This is a genomic window from Anaerotaenia torta (assembly GCF_050433395.1).
GTDB lineage: Bacteria > Bacillota > Clostridia > Lachnospirales > Lachnospiraceae > Mobilitalea > Mobilitalea torta.
This window is the reverse complement of record NZ_JBNPXH010000013.1, coordinates 150,173-169,992: the sequence shown is the minus strand read 5'-3', so window position 1 is coordinate 169,992 and position 19,820 is coordinate 150,173. Positions and strand designations below refer to the sequence as shown.

The 19,820-nt window shown below is 47.1% G+C and carries 13 protein-coding genes; 1 reads left to right on the top strand and 12 read right to left on the bottom strand.

Going from position 1 to position 19,820, the window contains the following annotated elements; translation table 11 throughout:
• Positions 1–11 precede the first annotated feature (11 nt).
• From HNQ56_RS19885 to HNQ56_RS19845, 9 genes are all read right to left on the bottom strand, one after another.
• On the bottom strand, positions 12–1,298 hold the full coding sequence (locus tag HNQ56_RS19885) for a Glu/Leu/Phe/Val family dehydrogenase (protein ID WP_429149743.1): 1,287 nt from the start codon (positions 1,296–1,298) through the stop codon (positions 12–14).
• 234 nt (positions 1,299–1,532) lie between these two features.
• Complete coding sequence (locus tag HNQ56_RS19880) at positions 1,533–2,582, bottom strand: ABC transporter permease subunit (protein WP_429149741.1); 1,050 nt, start codon at positions 2,580–2,582, stop codon at positions 1,533–1,535.
• Positions 2,583–2,615: 33 nt separating this feature from the next.
• Positions 2,616–3,722, bottom strand: coding sequence for an ABC transporter permease (locus HNQ56_RS19875; RefSeq protein WP_429149739.1), 1,107 nt, complete (start codon positions 3,720–3,722; stop codon positions 2,616–2,618).
• Positions 3,706–5,232 carry a sugar ABC transporter ATP-binding protein gene (locus HNQ56_RS19870; RefSeq protein ID WP_429149737.1) on the bottom strand — a complete coding sequence of 509 codons (1,527 nt, stop codon included), beginning with the start codon at positions 5,230–5,232 and terminating at the stop codon, positions 3,706–3,708. The genes HNQ56_RS19875 and HNQ56_RS19870 overlap by 17 nt, the downstream gene beginning before the upstream one ends.
• Before the next feature lie 181 nt (positions 5,233–5,413).
• Positions 5,414–6,391: a substrate-binding domain-containing protein gene (locus HNQ56_RS19865; protein ID WP_429149735.1), complete on the bottom strand. Its 978-nt coding sequence runs from the start codon at positions 6,389–6,391 to the stop codon at positions 5,414–5,416.
• 179 nt (positions 6,392–6,570) lie between these two features.
• Positions 6,571–7,599 carry an ABC transporter substrate-binding protein gene (locus HNQ56_RS19860; protein WP_429149732.1) on the bottom strand — a complete coding sequence of 343 codons (1,029 nt, stop codon included), beginning with the start codon at positions 7,597–7,599 and terminating at the stop codon, positions 6,571–6,573.
• A complete protein-coding gene (locus tag HNQ56_RS19855; RefSeq protein ID WP_429149729.1) occupies positions 7,596–9,074 on the bottom strand; it encodes a sensor histidine kinase in 1,479 nt (492 codons plus the stop codon). Before HNQ56_RS19855 ends, HNQ56_RS19860 begins: the two co-directional genes overlap by 4 nt.
• Positions 9,061–10,692, bottom strand: coding sequence for a response regulator (locus HNQ56_RS19850; RefSeq protein WP_429149728.1), 1,632 nt, complete (start codon positions 10,690–10,692; stop codon positions 9,061–9,063). Before HNQ56_RS19850 ends, HNQ56_RS19855 begins: the two co-directional genes overlap by 14 nt.
• Positions 10,693–10,809: 117 nt before the next feature.
• Complete coding sequence (locus tag HNQ56_RS19845) at positions 10,810–12,906, bottom strand: methyl-accepting chemotaxis protein (RefSeq protein WP_429149726.1); 2,097 nt, start codon at positions 12,904–12,906, stop codon at positions 10,810–10,812.
• Positions 12,907–13,657: 751 nt separating this feature from the next.
• Between HNQ56_RS19845 and HNQ56_RS19840 the strand changes: the two genes are divergently transcribed.
• A complete protein-coding gene (locus tag HNQ56_RS19840; RefSeq protein ID WP_429149724.1) occupies positions 13,658–15,073 on the top strand; it encodes a PQQ-dependent sugar dehydrogenase in 1,416 nt (471 codons plus the stop codon).
• Between the two features lie 561 nt (positions 15,074–15,634).
• Here the strand turns inward: HNQ56_RS19840 and HNQ56_RS19835 are convergent.
• The 3 genes from HNQ56_RS19835 to HNQ56_RS19825 form a co-directional block, all read right to left on the bottom strand.
• Positions 15,635–17,479 carry an ABC transporter ATP-binding protein gene (locus tag HNQ56_RS19835; protein WP_429149722.1) on the bottom strand — a complete coding sequence of 615 codons (1,845 nt, stop codon included), beginning with the start codon at positions 17,477–17,479 and terminating at the stop codon, positions 15,635–15,637.
• Positions 17,476–19,236 carry an ABC transporter ATP-binding protein gene (locus HNQ56_RS19830; RefSeq protein WP_429149720.1) on the bottom strand — a complete coding sequence of 587 codons (1,761 nt, stop codon included), beginning with the start codon at positions 19,234–19,236 and terminating at the stop codon, positions 17,476–17,478. The genes HNQ56_RS19835 and HNQ56_RS19830 overlap by 4 nt, the downstream gene beginning before the upstream one ends.
• Positions 19,237–19,336: 100 nt before the next feature.
• Positions 19,337–19,777: a MarR family winged helix-turn-helix transcriptional regulator gene (locus HNQ56_RS19825; RefSeq protein WP_429149718.1), complete on the bottom strand. Its 441-nt coding sequence runs from the start codon at positions 19,775–19,777 to the stop codon at positions 19,337–19,339.
• Between the last annotated feature and the right edge of the window lie 43 nt (positions 19,778–19,820).

Below are 19,820 nucleotides of genomic sequence, written 5' to 3'. Positions count from 1 at the left end.
GAAAAGGACTATTACACCCATCCTCGAAGCTTTACTGCATCCGCCACACGATTAATGGCAATTACATATGCGGCATCCCGCATGTATAAGCCTTTTTCTGATGCAAGGCTATGTACCGCATGGAAGGCGCTGGTCATCTTGAAATCCAGCTTCTCCAGAACCTCCTCCTTCGGCCAGAAATAGTTCATATTGCATTGGATTTGCTCAAAATAGCTGCAGGTAACGCCGCCGGCATTGCATAAGAAATCAGGAATCAGATAAATATTTCTTGCTTTAATCAATTCATCCGCATCCGGTGTGGTCGGACCGTTGGCGCCTTCGCATATTACCTTTACCTTGCTGCTGATTCGGTCAAAGGCCGCCGGTGTAATCTGATTCTCCAAGGCACAGGGAAGAAGAATATCCACCTCCTGGGCAATCCAGTCCTCACCGGGAAGAACCTCACATCCAAGCTCCCGGGCCTTCTCTTTATCAATGGTTCCATAGCTGTCCTTGATGCTGACCATCTCTTCGATATCAAGCCCCTGGAGCTTTCGGAAGGTGTAGGATTTCTTATCCTTATTGTCCCAGCAGGAAACAGCCACAAGCTTGCCGCCCAGGCTGGTATAAAGGCGTGCCGCGTATTCCGCGACATTACCGAAGCCCTGAATGCTGGCTGTGCTGGTTGTTATGTCAATATTCAGTGCCTTCAAGGCCTCTCTTAAGGTATAAACCACGCCATAGCCAGTGGCTTCCTTACGTCCCAGAGAACCGCCCATTCCCACCGGCTTGCCGGTGATGGCTCCCGGATAATGTCCGCCGTGAATCGCTTCGTATTCATCCATCATCCAGAGCATATGCTGCCCATTGGTCATAACGTCCGGTGCGGGTACATCGGAGATGGGTCCCATGTTTCTGGAAAGCTGTCTGATATAACCGCGGCATAATCTCTCCTGCTCACCCAAGGAAAGATTATGGGGGTCACAAATCACGCCGCCCTTCCCTCCTCCCAGAGGAATATCTACTACCGCGCATTTCCATGTCATCCACATGGAAAGTGCCTTGATGGTATCAACAGTTTCCTGGGGATGGAAGCGAATTCCTCCCTTTGCCGGTCCCCTGGCATCATTATGCTGAATACGGTAACCATTAAATACCTTTGTCGATCCGTCATCCATCCTTACCGGAATTGTGAAATGATATTCACGGCTGGGCTGACGAAGCAATTGACGGGTTGCCTGATCCAAATCAAGCTTGTCCGCTACATTGTCAAATTGAAGCTGTGCTGTTTCATACGGATTGTAAGAATTTTGTCCCATAGTATCTCCTTGTCCAGATTGTTAATCTTTTATCAATCGTAAGTGCGGCCTTGCTCTCGTCTTCGATGATATATAAAGATTATACCTCAAATATTTCTAATGTCAACGGCTTCCAGTAAGCTTTTTCCGCAAACAAATTTTACGGGTCAAAACCAGCGCTCTCCACTGATTTTGACCCGCGGTCAATTCCTGTTTTTTCCTTGCCATATGATATGGAGGAGCTCTTACCTCTGCCTATTTCCTCTTCCGGGAGCAAATGACACTCTGAAGTACAATAAAGAAACAGAGCATCGCTGCGCGTGTGATCTGCGGCCACCATGGATCCTGGCTTCCGATTGCGGTGACCACCAGCAATACGATCCCGCTTGCCAATACGCCGAATAAAGTGCCGAAGATATTACCCACACCGCCGGTAAGCAGGGTTCCTCCAATAATGGATGCGGCAATCGCGTCCATCTCAAGCCCCGTCGCCTGCTGAACCGAGCCGGACCGGGTGTGGAAAAGGTACAGGAACCCGCCGATCCCTGCCAGCAGACCGCAGAGCAAATGAGCATAAAACTTAGTTCTTCTGATGTTTATCCCTAACATCAGGGCGCTTTGGGAGTTCCCGCCCACAGCGTAGAAGCTGCGTCCCAGCTTCGTCTTCTTCAGCAGCCAAAACATGAAGCAGACAATAATCAGCGCTACCACAACGCCGTATTCCAGCTTTGACTGAATTAAAATTCCCTTCTTATTGATATCGCCTAGAAAAGGGATCATGATCCGTGCACCCGATAGCTTCTCAAAACCCGCATTATCAACCTGTATCTGATTGACTTCGATCAGGGCAACCAGCCCCCGGCCCAGGAACATGCCTGCCAGGGTAACGATAAAGGGCTGCATCTCCAGATACGCGACAAGAAATCCCTGAACCGCACCAAATAAGAGGCCAATTGCCAGAGCCAGCATAAGGGCTGTAAAAAAGTTAAAGCCATAATTGTTAAGGCAAACGATACAAGCCGTACAAATAAGTGCGGTGGAACCGCCTACGGAGATATCAATGCTGCCGGTTATCATAACGACCGAAAGTCCGCAGGCAATGACGATCAGCGCGGCATTTTCGTTGAAGAGGTTAAAAAACATCTGAATTTTGCTGAACCCTTTATCTCCAAGGAAGAGAATGGAGAGCACATAGATTGCAATAAACAGTGAAATTGTAATGGTCAGCAGGAAGGCGGTATCCGTCAGAGGCTCCCTGCGCTTTAACCTGCTCTGAACAACTCCGGCAGCCTTGTTTCCTTGCACTTTATTTCCTCCAGCCTTATTTAAATTCCGCATCTAGCCCCGCTCCTTTCCGTTATCCGCAGCCCGTTTTGAAGTTATCATCTTGTTGCTGAACAGACTTTTGACCATCGGTGTCTGGATTGCCACAAGCACAATGATAATAACCGCTTTGAAGACAGGCACGGCGTTAGTGTTGACATTCAGGGTAGTCAGCATTGAGGTCAGAGTCTGGATGGTATAGGCTCCGATAATCGAGCCTGCCATATTAAATTTGCCGCCGCCAAGAGAATTGCCTCCAAGGGCGACTGCCAATATCACATCCATTTCAATGCTGGGCACGATGGTGTACGGATTCACCGTCTGCACCCTGCTGGACTGAACGAAACCGGCGATCCCGACGCAAAAGCCCAAAATGACGAAGGTCAAAAACTTAATCAGCGAGGGATTAAGCCCGTTCAGACTTGAGGATTTATCATTCATGCCCACCGCCTTGGTGTACAGACCAAGATTCGTTTTCTTCAGCGCGAGATAGGTAACTCCAATAACGGCAATCGTAATGAGGATCGGCACCGGAATTGGGAAGCCCGGAATAAAGTTGCCGTAATACCGGAAGGAACTGGCCGCTTTGGGTTTCAGTCCTCCCATGGCCATGGAGCCGATGGACCGGCCTGCTGTGAAGAGTATGAGGGTTGCTACCATGGGCTGTATATTGAATTTTGAAACAAGAATGCCGTTAAAAGCTCCGCAGGCCATTCCGGCAAGACAGCCCAGTAAGAGGGCAACGATGACCGGTGCATGCAACTGGGCAGGCTGTGTTTCCGTCCCGCAAAGAACCCGCATAATTACCCCGCCGACGATGGCGACTGTAGCGCCTATGCTGATGTCCTGTCCTCTGGAGGATGCCGTAACGAGGGTCATTCCAATGGCAAGTATGACCAGCTCCGTGGCGTTATTCAGAATATTGACCAAATTTCCTACCAGGACAGGGTTCCCCAAGCTGTCCCTGCCAAAGCTGATTTTTAGAAAGCCTGGATTAATGAATATATTAATCAATAAAAGAAAGGCAAGAAACACAATGGGGATAAATAATCGATGCCTGGTCAATGCTTTAAGAACCGATGCAGAGCGGCCTGTATCAGATGGATTACTGTTTCTGCTCATTTTGACTTACTCCCCCCGCTATCGTATACATTATTTTATCCTGGGTCATATCCTCACCCTTTAACTCTCCCACCACATACAGGTCACGCATAATAATCAGCCTGGAACAGGTGCGCAGCATTTCCTCAATCTCAGAGGAAATAAATGTGATGCTCATCCCCTCGGCGGCAAGCCTCAGCACCAGTTTTTGAATTTCCACCTTTGTGCCGATATCAATTCCCCGGGTAGGCTCGTCAAGAATAAGATAATCAGGATGCGTCAGCAGCCAACGGGCCAGAATCACCTTCTGCTGATTCCCCCCGGATAAGGAATGGATGGGAGTATCTGCCGAAGCTGTTTTTATGCCCAGCAGGCTGATATATTCATCGGCAAAGGCCTGGGCCTGGGCCTTGGTAAAGGGCCGGAAAAAGCCTCTCATGACCTGGAGCGCCAGAATGATATTATCACGGACGGATAAATCGCCAATAATTCCGTCCCGCTTCCGGTCCTCGGAAAGATATCCGACTCCTTTCTTCATGGCCTTGACCGGTGAGGTTATATTCACATTCTTTCCTTTGATTTTTAAGGTACCTTTTACAATCCGGTCTGCTCCGAAGATTGCACGTACGCACTCGCTGCGTCCTGACCCCAGCAGCCCGGCAAAGCCCGTTACCTCACCCTTGTACGCAGTAAAACGGAACGGCTTGATTCCTGATGTGCTTGAAAGCCCTTCCGCTTCGATTACAGCTTCCTTCAAGTCACCAATGCCCTGCTGCTCCTCATTATGTATCTCAGCCAGCTCGCCAAGCTCCTTGCCCATCATTTTGGCCACAAGCTCCACCCTGGGTAAGTCCTTAATCTCATATTCTCCCACCAGCTCGCCATTGCGCAAAACTGTAATTTTGTCGCACAGCTCATACACCTGATCAAGGAAATGGGTGACAAATATAATACCTACCCCTCTGGATTTGAGTTCACGCATCAATGTAAAGAGCTTGGCAACCTCCTGTTCATCCAGGGATGAGGTGGGCTCGTCAAGGATCAGCACCTTACAATCCATATCAACCGCCCGGGCAATCGCCACCATTTGCTGAACCGCTATGGAACAGTTGGACAATTGCTGCGTCGGATTAACCGGTATCCCAAGACCCTCCAGAATGCTTTCCGCCCTCTTGTTACGCTCCTTCCAATTCACAATGAAATCATTGGTTCTGCCTATAAACAGATTTTCAGCCACCGTCAGATTCGGACACAAGGTGATCTCCTGGTACACGGTGCTTATCCCAAGCTTCTGGGCCTCCTGGGGAGATTTGATCGAAATCGGCTTTTGAATTCCTTTCATATAGATTTCCCCGGCATCCTTAGGGTATACTCCCGTCAAAACCTTAATTAAGGTTGACTTTCCGGCGCCGTTTTCTCCCATCAGAGCGTGGATCTCGCCCTCACGTAAAGTGAAATTTACATTCTGTAAGGCCCGTACGCCGGGAAAGCTTTTGTAAATGCCCCGCATTGTAAGTACTGCATTCTGCATAGTAATATTATCAAACCTCCATTCAGGTATGATGTTACAGCATAGCCTGCGCGGGAAGGAGAAACTCGCTCTCCTCCCTGCCGCAGAACCTGCTGTAACGATATGATAAATGCGCGGTGCTGGAATTGGGGATCAATATCCGCTTACTCGGCGCCGCGCATTTTAAACAATAACTTAAGGATTAATAAGAACGTGCATCAACAATCTCTTTTGTGATGGTTTCACAGTCAAACATTTCCTCATCAACATAGGCATCCTTCTCGACCTTCTCTCCGGATTCAAGCTTATTGATAAGGGTTACAATACGGGGACCATGAAGAGGATTGCATTCTACATCAAGGTTGAACTGGCCTGCGAGAACCTTCTCCAGCGCCCATTTGTTGGCATCAAAGGCAATAACCTTTACCTTGCCGTCCTTGCCGTATGTAATACCGGCGGCATCCATGGCGTCACAGGCGCCGCGGGCCATATTGTCATTCTCAGCATAAACAACATTGAATTCCGTTCCGGCAGCGATCAGATCAGCAACCGCCTGCTTTGCAAGAGTTTCGTCCCAGCCCTTCATATTCTGGTTGAATACGATCTCCCAGCCGTTTTCCTTAGCGCCGTCTTCAATTGCCTTGGAGCGGCCCAGCTGAGCGGAGGAGCCTGTGTCACCGCCGAGAACGACGATCTTGCAATTGTCAATTGCCTGCTTCTTAAGCCAGTCCACAGCCTTTTTCCCTTCGGCCTCGAAATCGGAGCACACCATTGCGGTGTAGAGATCCTCCGGCAGCTCAAGCTTACGGTCAGCCATAATCAGGGGAATGCCCGCTTCCTTGGCAGCCTTTGCCACATCCTCCCAGCCTGCGGATTGAAGTCCTAAGACAACCAGATAGTCAACCTCTTCCTGAATGAGCTGTTGTGCCTGGGAAATCTGCTTTGCATGGTCACCCTCACCAAAGACCATCTTTGTCTCAAAGCCCGCTTTCTGGAACGCCTCATTGAAGGATTTTGTGTTTGCCGTACGCCAGTCCGACTCGTTGGCGTTGGTCTGCACAACACCAACCACCACTTTTTTGCTGCTTGATTTTCCCGAAGTCTCGCTGCCTTTGCTGCCGCAGGCCGCAAGGGAGAACACCAGTGCAAATACCAGAACCAATGAAATCAATTTCTTCATAGATATCTCCTCCATTTTCAACTCAGAATACTGAGTTTTCTTTTTTTGTAAGCACAAGTATATTCGACTTACCGGAATAAAAATACGGAGATTTTTCCTGAGTTTGTATTTATTTTTCCTGTACTTCCACTTTTGTTGTTTTATGGTTAAGATTTCTATGAATTTTGTTTGTTTTTTTCCTAATAGCTCCGTCCGATACGGTCTGCGGCGGCATTTTCCGCTTCAAAGACCTTTTCCTCCACATAGGATATTTTATCAACCGTTTCTCCCTTTTCCAGACGTTCGATGATCTCTGCGATCAGCGGCCCCTGCAAGGGATTGCACTCGATATCCACATTGATCAGGCCCTGCTCCATCTTGTCAAAGGCCTCCGAAACCGCGTCAAAGGAAATGACCGTGATATCCCCGTTCACCCCGCAGGTTAATCCAGCCTCCTGGATTGCCTCTATTGCGCCGAAGGTCATATTGTCATTCTGGGAAACCAGCACATCAATATCCTCAAACTCCTGCAGATATTTTACCATGACCTCCTTGCCCTTTGCTTTTGTAAAATCACCGCTTTCCTGGGCAAGGATCTTCCAGTTGCCGTGCCGGTCCGCTACTTCCTGAAAGCCCTTTGACCGTCCAATCTGGGCCGTTGAATCTAAGGTGCCCTCCAGTATGACAATATTGACATCATCCGAACCATCTCCGCTTTTTGTATCCAGATATTGCTCCAGCCATTGCCCGGCTTTTTGCCCTTCTTCATACTTATCCGTGCCCACGCTTGCGATATAATGGCTGTCGTCACTGGTATCGATCATACGGTCTACAAGGATGACCGGAATACCGGCCTCCTTGGCTTCCTGCAGCACCGTATCCCATCCGGTCTCTGTCACCGGTGCGATTACAATATAATCCACCTCCTGGAAGATAAAGCTCCGCACATCCTTAATCTGGTTCTCCAGCCTCTGTCTTCCGTTGCTGAAGATTAGAGAGAAGCCATTTTCTTCTGTGAGCGCGTTCTGGATGGATTTCGTATTTGCCGTACGCCAGTCGGATTCTGAACCGAGCTGTGAAAAACCAACTACAATCAAATCCGAGGCCATATCCTCTGAATTGTCATTTTCATTATACTGTTGGATTTTTACAGGTCTTAAGCTGCAATTTACAAGGACAATCGGAATCGCCAGAAAAACCACTAAGATAATGATAAGTTTTTTATTCATATTCCTCCTCGCTCCCCTGGCAGACGCACCGGTATCCTTACGGTTAGAACGGTACCCTCTCCCTTTTTACTGTGGATATCCAGGCCGTAGTCACTGCCATAATTCAGCTTAATCCGTTTGTTGACATTAGCCAGTCCAAACCCGGCGCTCTGCTCGCAGCCCGGCAGTTCCACTGCCTTTCTCAGCTCCTTCAGCTTCTCTTCCTCCATCCCCACTCCGTTATCAATTACCCGGAAATAGATGTCCTCGCCCAGCCGTTCTCCGGTCACTGTTATTTTTCCTCTGGCCCTTAACATTTTAATTCCATGATACAAGGAATTCTCAACCAGGGGCTGCAGGGTCAGCTTCAATATCTGATATTGATACAGCTCCTCCGGGACCACAATTTCATAATCCAGAATATCACAATAACGTGACTGCTGTATCTGCAGATAGCTTTTGATATGTATTTCCTCTTCCCGGATCGATATGAAGTCCCTTCCCTTGCTCACCGCGATCCGGAAAAACTCAGACAGGGATACCACGATATCAATCGCCTCTTTATTCTTGTTTCCCTCGATCAGCCAGATAATCGTATCCAGGGTATTATACAGAAAATGAGGATTAATCTGCGCCTGTAAAAGCTTTGATTCCATATTTCTCAGATTTTCCTGTTCCTGCCTTATGCTGTTCACCTGCTGTTCCAATTTCATGGCCATGTCATTGAAGCTGTCGGATAACACGGATAGTTCATCGTGATTCTCACAGGAGGTCCGTGTCGTAAAATCGCCTTTTGCCACCAGGGCAGTCTTTTCACAAAGCATCCTTATGGGCTTCGTGATGCTGTCCGTTAATATGATATTCATGAGAAAGGAGGCGATCATAATGGATGCCAGGGCCACGATCATGGTAAAAATCACTTTTGCCACCTGTTCATTCAGGCTCTGGCGGATCGCTTCAAAATTCTGGGTTTCGTAATAGATATAATACTGGATCTCTTCCTGAAACAGCTCCGTCAGAATATAGATGTCCGATTCCAGCATTGCGATATTTTCCTCATAATGACCGGTTTGCTCCAGATTATCCCGTATTTCGTTGATCCTGTCCTCCAGGGTATCGAGGTTAAGCAGGATGCGTTTAATCCAGCCCAGGCTCTCCCGGCTGGTGGTTATCTCCCGCAGCTTGGAAAAATTGATTCTCGCCGCTGCAATGAGGTCATACGGATTCTTCAGATCGTTATTATTATCAATGGATTCGAAAGTTTCTGCTTCCACCACAATCTTATACATGCTTTCGTCCATCTCTTCCTTGAAATTGAGATTATAATTATTAGCTTCCGTGATCCTGCGCACAATGGTATCATATGCCGTGCTGTAATTATGCAGAGCCGTAATCTGGTATACGGAGAGAATAATCATCGGAATGATGATGATGGCAGCTACCAGGATAAGCTTTAACCGCAGCGGGTATTTAATTTGTTTTTCATTCGTCATCATCCTTCACCATTCCCCTGCATCGGTATTCCGACGGTGTGCAATTCTGTGTCTTTTTAAAAATATAGCTGAAATAATGGGAATCCAGATAGCCAACTGAAAATCCGATCTCTGTTATCTTCTTCCCCGTACATCTTAAATATTCCTTTGCTTTTTCCATGCGGATATCCGTAAGATACTCGATAAAGGTCATCCCGGTTTCCTGGTTGAACAGGGAGCTGAAATAGTTGGGGCTGATATTCACCTTTGACGCCACCTTATCCAGGGTAAGATCACTCATGGAGTATTTTTGATGGATGTATTCCTTGGCTTTTTCTATGAGTCCGGCATATTTTTTCTGACTGCTCCGGTTCCGCAGATCGATTGCTTCCTTCAGGATGGTCTTATAAAATTTACAGCAATCCTCTTTGCTGGTAAGCTGTTCGTTAATATCCCTGCTATTCTTAAAACTGTTATCGATCTTTTCCTTTGAGTACTCCAGCTCCTTCAGGAATTTCATGATAGCGGAGTATCCGTCCATCATGATATACTGCCGGAAAAGGGCCGAGCTCATTGCATTGGCATCCAGTCCTTCAAAATACTGATCCACAAATTCATCCACGTCCTGCAGGGTGCCCCTCTTTAAGAAATCATCCAGGAGGCTGCGATCCAGCTTCTCCAGATTCAGCTCCCTGACATTGCTCCATTTTCCTATCTGGTCCTTTATATTGCGCACATCGCTGTAGAATAAGAACTGATCTCCCCGTTCAAAATAACGCGGGGAAAAAGCCCGGTTGGCATCAAGAAAGGATTGACGCAGGTCTCGGACACGATGAACGACTCTCCCGATTCCCCCAAAATAATGTACCTTGCCGCCGCTGATCTCTCTTAACAGCTTGCATAATTCCCGGGTCAGCGCTTCAATCTGTTCTTCATTTTCCCCCAGGAGGATAAATGCCCAGCCATCCATACTGCGCTCAAAAACCTTTATGCCGGAATACTCCCTTAAGACCTCCTGCATTCTTCCTTCGCATTGTACTACTTCATTGGAGTACTCATACATGTCTTCCTGGGCTTTAAACTGAAACAGCATTATGCGGAAGGCACTTGCCACCATATTGATTCCCAGCTCCTCTTCCTGCTGAATGATCTGGGAAAGGGTCATATTTCCGCTGACCAATGCATTAAAAAAATCCTTTCTTTTTTTACCCTGCTGCTGATAGATCAAAAGCTGGTACTCCTCCAGTATCTGTTGGTCTTTCCTCTCCTTTTCAATCACTGCCGCCGCATTCTTAACCGCTGTCATCAGCTTATCTGATGTGACCGGCTTCAGAAGATATTCGGTAATGCCGATATCAATGGCCTGCTGGGCATAACCGAAATCACTGTAGCCGCTGATGATGATTATTTTTAACTGGGGAAGCTCCTTCTTTAGCAGCTTACTTAATTCCAGGCCGTTCATAAACGGCATTTTAATATCCGTGATCAGAATATCCGGCTGCTCTCTTAATATCATAGGATAAGCCAATTCGCCGTCGCTTTCATCTCCGACGATGCGAAAGCCTTCCTCTTCCCAATGTATATTGTTCTTGATGCCTTCCCTTACCACAAACTCATCTTCTACCAAAAAAACCTTATACATATTACCCCCTGAACACCATTCCTTTATTTTTATATCTCTGCTCCATGATGCCTCTGTCCCATGCGGCCTCTATCCCATACAGCCTCTATTCCATGCAGCCTCTATCTCATACAACCCCTATGCGTTATCCAATTGAAACTTCTCAACAATGTCCTTCAGACGTCTGGCACTATCCATGCTCTTTTCTGCCAGTACATTGGTTTCATTGGACATATTCACAACACCGGAGGTCTTTTCTGCGATGTCCGTAACGCCGGATGCGGTCTGCTCCATGATTGTATTGATGCCTGCAGCGGATTCCGTCATCTGCAATGTGATTGTATTAAGCGCTTCCATCGCTTCATTGATGGTCAGAAGCATATCCTTGATTGCCTGGGCATCCTTGCCGTATTGGCCGCTGGTAACAACAATTTCCTTCAGCTCTTCGATGGCGGTGCCTTCGATAAAGCGGATGGACTGACCGAGACAGTCTGCAAGACCCTCTACCGCCAAAATCGTCTGCTTGATAATGCTCTCTATTTCATCCGCCGTCTTACTGACCGTGTTGGATAACTGGCGGATCTCTGTTGCAACAACAGCGAAGCCTTTTCCATGCTCGCCCGCTCTCGCCGCTTCGATGGACGCATTTAATGACAGGAGGTTCGTCCGGCTGGCCACCTCTTTAATGATATTGGTCAGCTCGTCAATCTTGTTAATCCCTTCCGCCTGTAACAAAGCGGCGTCGGACTTTTCTTTGACCTCGTTAAAGAGTACATTCGCATGTTCTGTTTTCTTGGTATTAGAGGACCTTACGATATCGGCTCTCTCCCGGATCTCCTCCGCAAGCTCCTTACCGGCTGAGGACTTTTCCGTCACCTCGCTGATACTATGGGAGATGCTGAAGATATCCTCTTTGATTCCTTCTATTGTCGCAGAAGCCTCTTCCATGCTCGCTGCCAGCTCCTGGGTTGTAGAGGAGTTGTCCTCACAGCTTGCATAGGTCTGATGCGCGATTCCTTCCAGCTTCTCGGCATTCTCATTGATCATCCGGAAGGTATCATAAATCTCCTTCATGAATTTATTGAGATTGCTGCGCATCTCTTCTATTCCGTTATTCATGACACCGATCTCATCGATACGCTTGGCCAGCTTGATATCCCCTTCCCCTTTAGTTAAATCCAGCCGGGCAAATTTATTAATCTTATGGGTCAGCTTTTTAATGGGTTTTATGATGATGCCGGAAATATATTGGCCGGTAACCAGGCTTACTAAAATGAAGACTGCGGCAAGGAGTAAGTTCAGCTTCGTCATTCTGTTGCTCTCTGCGAAGAAATCACTTTTTACCGCATAAATGCCCACACTCCAGCCGGGGGTATTCTGTATCGGGGTATAGCCGATATAGATTGTCTCACCGGTCTTCTTATCCACATAGCTCCCAATATCCATCTGCCCCGGCTCCATAGCAACCATATGATCATAAATCGCTTTCAAATCGTCGGGAACATTATTTTTATCAAAGGTCTCCGGCGTATTAATCCCGGAAGCCTCTTTATTGTCAAATATTGTGATGATTTCGGCCTCCTTATTCATAATGAACGCACGGCCATGCTCTCCGATTTCAATTTTGCTGACCATATCCCCTAAGGTATCACGTCCCGAATCCGCTAATACCACCCCCTGAAGAGAGCCGCTGGGCAGGGCATTCTTGATGACATGCACCGCTATTTGAAAGGTGTATTTCCTGGTCTCAGAGGCTTCCTCCTCCAGAATTGCATCCGATACGGCCGCTCCATTTTTTACAGCCTCCTGAAATAGCTCCAGCTTCGAATAATCCTTCTTGTCAAAAAGCTCACTTCCATTGGCATCTAAAAATCTGATTTTAGAGAAATCATATCTTGCCTGGGTGAAGGAAAGGGTATCCTTTCTATCCTGTTCCGTCATTTCTTCACGGCATAAGGAATTCCCCACGGCACGGGCCTCGTTTATGTAATACTTCATCTGTGTCTCAATCTGCAGGGCTGTCTCCTGTACCATGTCAAACAAGGATGATTTCAGAACATAATCCGTGCTTTGATTCATGGATCTCAGAGCAATACCGCTCTGCACCACCGTCAGGACTACGACAAACAGCACGATTGATAAAGCAATCTGCAAACCTAATAACCTTTTACGGATAAAATGCTTCTTTTCTTTCTTACTCCCCATTTGATTTCTTGATTTCTTTCCTTTTCCCATTAGATAACCTCCTTCTCATTTGCTTTTCCCCAATTTGTTGATCAATTCTTTAAATGCAGCATAATTAACGATATCCGCGTTTCCTTCACTCCCCTCCCCTGCGGGCGCACTTTCAAGATGCTGCACCTTTCCGATGCTGCACCCGATCCATTTTTATATCCATATATTGCGCTTTAAACTAAAACAGAATCGCATAAAAGGCACTTGCTGCCATATTGATCCCAAGTTACTTTTTCTGCTCTATTATTTATGAAAGCGATAATTTCCGTTCCTGTTCAATCACTGCGATTGAATTTTTCATCGCTGCCATAAGCCTATTTACTGCAACCGGTTTCACAAAATATTCATAGATTCTTATGTCCATAGCCTGCTGTACCACCTAACTGAAATCACTATAGCCGCTGATTATGATTCTTTTCATCTACAGCATTTCCTTCTTGATCAGTTTGCTTTATTCCAAGCTATATATATAGGGATCTTAATATCTGTTATTCAAGTATCCGGCTGTCCTCTTAACGTCACAGGATAAGCTATGCCACTGCAAATCCTTCCACTTCTTTAGTAAACTTATAATATCACAGTTTTTTCTAATATGCAAAAATATCTTTCTGTATCTATTTACGTTGGGCTATAAAATCATAATCCATCATCAGATACCTCGTCAAATGCAATGACCGCTTGAATTTAGTACTAATAAAATAGTTCTAATCATATTTTATAAAAGAAAGTCAGCAAGAACGAGGGAAAGACATTGGTAAAAGTAAAAGTTAATTTATGGCCGCTGATAAGCGATATAAATCTGCCCACCGTTTTAAAGACAGCTCTGCTGCCGGGCGATACAATAGAGAGATTGTTTATTGCAACTCAAGTGGGAGAGATTTTTTATATGGGAAACGGAGTGATAGAGACTTTTTTAGATATCCGCCCGCAGGTCCTTGAACTGGGTGCTTCCTCCGGCGGATATGATGAACGGGGATTGCTTGGACTAGCGTTTCACCCCGGTTTTTACTATAACGGCCTCTTTTATCTTCATTATTCGGTCGCCGGAACACAGGGTCCGGGTGCTCTTCCTGGCTCCTTTGAACCTAATCCCTGTGACCCCGCAACCTTAAATCTCAAATGGATTGATCGGGAAATTCAATATGATCATATTGATACCGTGGAGGAATGGATTTTACCATCAGATGCTCAACCTCAAAAACGAAGGACATTACTTAATATAAGAAGACCATTTTTAAACCACAATGGTGTTAATAGCTTAAACTTTTCTCCTGAAACAGGAAACCTTATTCTAACAACCGGCGATGGCGGATCAGGCTATGATCCCTTTAATTTAAGTCAGGATGATATGGAAATCGCCGGTAAAATAATTGAAATCAATATCACTGGAAATACATTTTATGATACTCCCCCCGTCGTCACACGTTTTGATGAGCTTCCCGCAGCCATTCAGGAAACGCTTAGGGTTATTGCCAAAGGGGTCCGCAATATACCGGGCATTTCTTTTCAAAGATTTTATAATCAGTATATCAAATATGTAGGAGATGTCGGACAGGATCTGGTCGAATCGATTTTTTCATTTATTAATTATAAAGCAATACCTGTTACTGAGCTCGTGCAATCTTCTTCCATGGAAACCGAGTCTGATCAAGAAGGACTTGTTAACTTTGGCTGGCGAGGATGGGAAGGTGCTTTTCCTACTTCGATCCTTCAAAGCTGCTCTGCCAATCCGGCTTTGAATGAGAAAATATTTGCTTATTATGAGGAAGCAGCAGAAATTTTCCCCCGGCGCCTTCCTCCTCTCATCAGCTATTTTCATGAAGATTCCCGACCCGATAAATTTGAAGCAACCGCACTTACCGGTGTCCATCCCTATATGGGGAGTGAAATTCCCGATTTAACGGGAAGCATTGTATTTACCGATCTGGCCCGGAATGAGGGATCTCCGTCGCCGGTTAGAGGTGTTCTGGCTTATACCCGGGCAAGAATTGATTGCAGACCCGAAGATTTTAGTGTTATTGAAACTGATTATGATTTTGGGTCTGAGGCAGCTTATTATGTCAGCTTGGGGGCTAATCTGGATCAGACCAAACTATATTTAGGGGTCTATGGCTCTACGAGAGTGGCTGATCTTAATCAGGGTACTATTTTTGAAATTGTTCCGTAATATTCCATTCAACCGCTGGCTATTCTGAATTCCAGGTATTCCTTTAAGGTAAGGGAAAGACCTGCGCCATGTTTTGCTTTAATACTTTTATGGGAATATCATTAAATGGGAAGTACAGAATTAAATGTACTTCCCGTAACTCTTGATGCCTGACTCTTGTTACATTTTTATTTATCTTTTAACAGGTTCTTATTTGTTTCATTTTAACTTCTATATGCTGTAACTAAATCCTCAAAATTCGATTGGGTTTTTCCATACCAATGAGTCTACCGGCCCTTCAAATTGTAATACTTGTGAGATATTCATCGATTTTCCTCCTCATAAATTCTATTATTTACATTATAGCTTAATGTAAATAAAGTGGGTAGTAAAAGTTTCTAAATCTTACATAATTTTTATTTTTTCCCTAAAAAACTGCCGGTCTGCCTCAATCTCCGCCGCAGGGTCCAGCTCTGGGCAAGAGTATGATAAGCAAAACCGGCAGCTTCCTAAAGCTGCTGTTCCATATAAGAAATCGTGTCTAAAAATACCCCGCTTTGGCAAACAAAGATATCACCCGCCCTACGCGGCGGCTTCGAACTGGCTGTTGTAAAGCTCGGCATAGAAGCTGCCCTTTTCCAACAGTTCCTTATGATTACCGCTTTCGATAATATCCCCATCCTTCATTACCAGAATCAGATCGGCATTTTTGATAGTGGACAGACGGTGGGCGATGACGAAGGAGGTGCGGCCTACCGTCAGCTTATCCATGGCCTCCTGAATCAGGATTTCCGTACGGGTGTCCACCGAGCTGGTGGCTTCGTCCAAAATCAGCATCGGAGCATTTTGAAGCATGGCCCTGGCAATGGTAACAAGCTGTTTCTGCCCTTGGGAAAGGTTGGCCTTATCGTTCAACGGCGTGTCATACCCCTGGGGCAGGGTTCGGATAAAGTGATGGAGTCCCACCGCTTTGCAGGCGGCAACCACCTGACTGTCTGTCACGCCCTCCTTGCAATAGACGATATTCTCCTTGACGGTGCCCTCAAAAAGCCAGGTATCCTGCAGCACCATACAGAACTGCTCATGTACATTCTCCCTGGGCACCTGGCTGATGGGGGTGCCGTCCAGAAGGATTTCACCGCTGTCCAGCTCATAAAAACGCATCAGCAGATTGACCATGGTTGTTTTTCCCGCACCGGTGGGGCCGACGATGGCAATCTTCTGCCCGGCTCCGATTTTAGCCGAAAAATCATGGATAATGGTTTTCTCAGGAGTATACCCAAATTTCACATGGCGAAATTCCACATCACCCTTCACATTGGCAAGTCGCTTTTCTTTTTGACTCTCATCTGACAGCTCTTCCTCTCCTAGGAATTCGAATACACGCTCACTGGCAGCTGCCGTTCTTTGAAGATTCTGAAAGGCTTGGGCGATTTGAGAAAGAGGCTGGGTGAACAGGCGGATATACATCATGAAGGCTACAATCACACCGAAGCGGATGGTTCCGTTCATTGCCAATGCCGCACCCACGACACAGACCGCTACATAGCCGAAGTTGCCGATAAATGACATGATGGGCATCATCAAGCCGGACATGAACTGACTCTTCCAGCCGCTTTCATACAGACTATCGTTCACCTCTTCAAAAAAGCCCTTGGCTTCCTTGCCGCCGTTATAAGCCTTTACCACATTATGGCCGGAATAAACCTCCTCCACATGACCATTGGCGACGCCTAACCCATCCTGCTGCTGAACAAAATATTTCTGTGATTTTGCCATGATAACGCCCATGAAAACAAACCCCAGGACGCTGGACCCAATAGCCGTCAGCGCCATGATCCAGTTATTATAAAACATCATAAATGCCGATCCTGCAAACATGGTGACGGAGGTCACCAGACTTCCGATGCTTTGGTTCATGGTCTGTCCGATGGTATCCACATCATTGGTTACCCGGCTGAGAACATCGCCATAGCTCACCCTGTCAAAATATTTTAAGGGAAGCCTGTTGATTTTCTGTGATATTCCGGTACGCATATTCCTGCTGAGCTTCTGTGTTACCGTTGTCATCATATAGCTTTGAATAAAGCTGAGCAGCGCCGAGCCGGCATAAAACATCACCAGCCAGAGGCCGATCCTTTTCACCGCGTCCAGGTCAATGGCTCCGGCAACCGGAACGCCGTTCACCAGCGCGGGCAGGCCCTTCATCATCTCGTTGGTCATTTCCTTCAGCTTATCCGGCCCCACAATCTGCAGCACTGTCCCGATTGCCGCCAGAACAAGGGCGATAACCACCGCAGGCAGATACCTTTTACAATAGGCGATCAGCTTGCCCCAGGTTCCCTTAAAATCCTTCGGCTTCTCAACGGCTCCGGGTCCCATCGGGCCGCCGGCCATGGGCCTTCTTCTCTCTCTTTGTTCACTCATGACGCAAGCTCCTCCTCACTTAACTGGCTTATGGCAATTTCTTTGTATACCTGGCAATTCTGCAGCAATTCCCTGTGCTTGCCCTTGCCCACAACCCTGCCTTCATCCAGCACAATAATCTGGTCGGCATCCATAATCGTACCGATCCGCTGGGCCACAATCATGCTGGTCACACCGGCAGTTTCTTTTTTCAGCTCGCTGCGCAAAATCCGGTCCGTCTTATAATCCAAGGCGGAAAAGGAATCGTCAAAAATATAGATTTCCGGTCTGCGGCAAACCGCACGGGCAATGGCAAGGCGCTGTTTCTGCCCGCCGGATACATTGGTGCCGCCCTGGGCGATATCCGCCTCATAGCCGCCCTCCATACTCTCCACAAAATCCGTACCCTGTGCGATGGCGACGGCTTTCTTTATTTCCTCCTCAGAAAAACCGGTTCCGCCGTTATCCCCGTATGCCACGTTAGAGGAAACCGAGCCTTTGAACAGAACCGCCTTCTGGGGCACATACCCGATTTTATTGTGCAGGGCTTCCTGGGTGTATTCCCTGATGTTCACACCGTCAATCAGAATCTCTCCCTCGGTCGCGTCAAAGAACCGCGGCACAAGATTGATCAGCGTTGACTTACCGCTTCCTGTAGAACCGATAAAGGCAATGGTTTCCCCCTGCTTCACGGTAAAGCTCACATCCTGCAGAACATAATCCGCCGCATCCGGGTATTTAAAGCCCACATGCCGGAAGGTAACCTCCCCCCTTAAACCGGGAACTCCTTCTGTCCGGGTTCCATCCAATATGGAAGGCTCCGTATCCAGCACTTCGTTAATACGCCTGGCGGAAACACTGGCACGGGGAAGCATAATGAAGATCATCACCAGCATCAGAAATGAACTAACAACCTGCATCGCATAGCTGGAAAACACCACCATATCAGAAAACACGGTGAGTTTATCCATCATTTGCGCCGCGTTAATAAGATAAGCTCCGATCCAATAAATCGCCAGGGAGAGCCCGCTCATAATCATCGTCATGACCGGCGACATGACCGCCATAGCCCGGCCCGTATATAATTGAGTATCGGTTAACTCCCCGTTGGCCTTCTCAAACTTCTTCTCCTGATAGCCCTCGGCGTTATAGGCACGCACCACGCGAAGCCCCGTCAGATTCTCACGGGTGACCCGGTTCATATTATCCGTCAGCAGCTGCATTTTCTTGAACTTTGGTATAACGAAGATCATGATAAACCCAACCATCACAACCATAACCGCAACCGCCGTGCCTGTGGCTATACTCCATTCAACGCCCTTCCCGGCGATTTTGGTGATCGCCCACACCACCATGATGGGCGCTTTGATAATCAGCATTAATCCCATGGTAATCAGCATTTGTACCTGGGTGATATCATTGGTAGAGCGGGTAATCAGGCTGTCCGTGGAAAAGCGGTTGATTTCCTCCATGGAGAAGGCTTCCACCTTACTAAAGAGCAGGCTGCGCAGACGTCTGGAAAATGCCGCGGCAATCCGCGCGGCAAAAAAGCCGACAATAATAGCTGCCGCCAGGCTACCAAGGGTACAGAGAAGCATTTTTCCTCCCGCAAGCCAGATATCGCCCATTGCACTGCCGGGTGTCTGCACCAGCATGGTGATTTCCGACATATACTCCGGTGATTTTAAATCCAGCCAGACCTGTACCACCACAAAAATCAAGCTGAACAATGCCATCAGCCATTCCCGGAATTTGAGATGTTTAAAAATTCTGATCATAAATATCCTCCTAGTTATCTGTGTTCATATTGAACGATGTTAGCTATGAAGCTTTTTGAATGCAGACCATATACCGTCTGCATTCTTTCTTCCACCCGTATTATTTAGCAGGAGCTTCCCATGATGATTGATTTCTGCAATTCATCGTGTCGGTTATGACACGCTCGGCAATTTCGGAAAAACGTGTTGTGAGGCGCACAAATTCTCCGGCATCCTCTTCCCCCATCTCCGTCAGTATCCGAATCATATCCCCCCGCATTTGCTGCAGGATTGCATGAATCCGCTTCCGCCCCTCTTCTGTAAGGGTAACCAGAATATAACGGCGGTTTCTGGTATCTATCTCACGGCGAATCTGCCCCTTCTTTTCCAGGGTTCCCAGAGCCGCAGAAATTCGGGCCGTGCTGCTGTTCAGCGCCTCACTCAGCTCGGACGGCAGCGCCGGAGCATCCTTCAGAAAAAGATACTTCAGAATGAATACCTCTCCCCTTCCGGAACGGTTAAACTCATCCATGACCTCTCTGCGGGAAAATAATTTTTCCAAAGCGTCAACCATTTCTTCTATGCGGCTCAATTCCTCCCTCTCT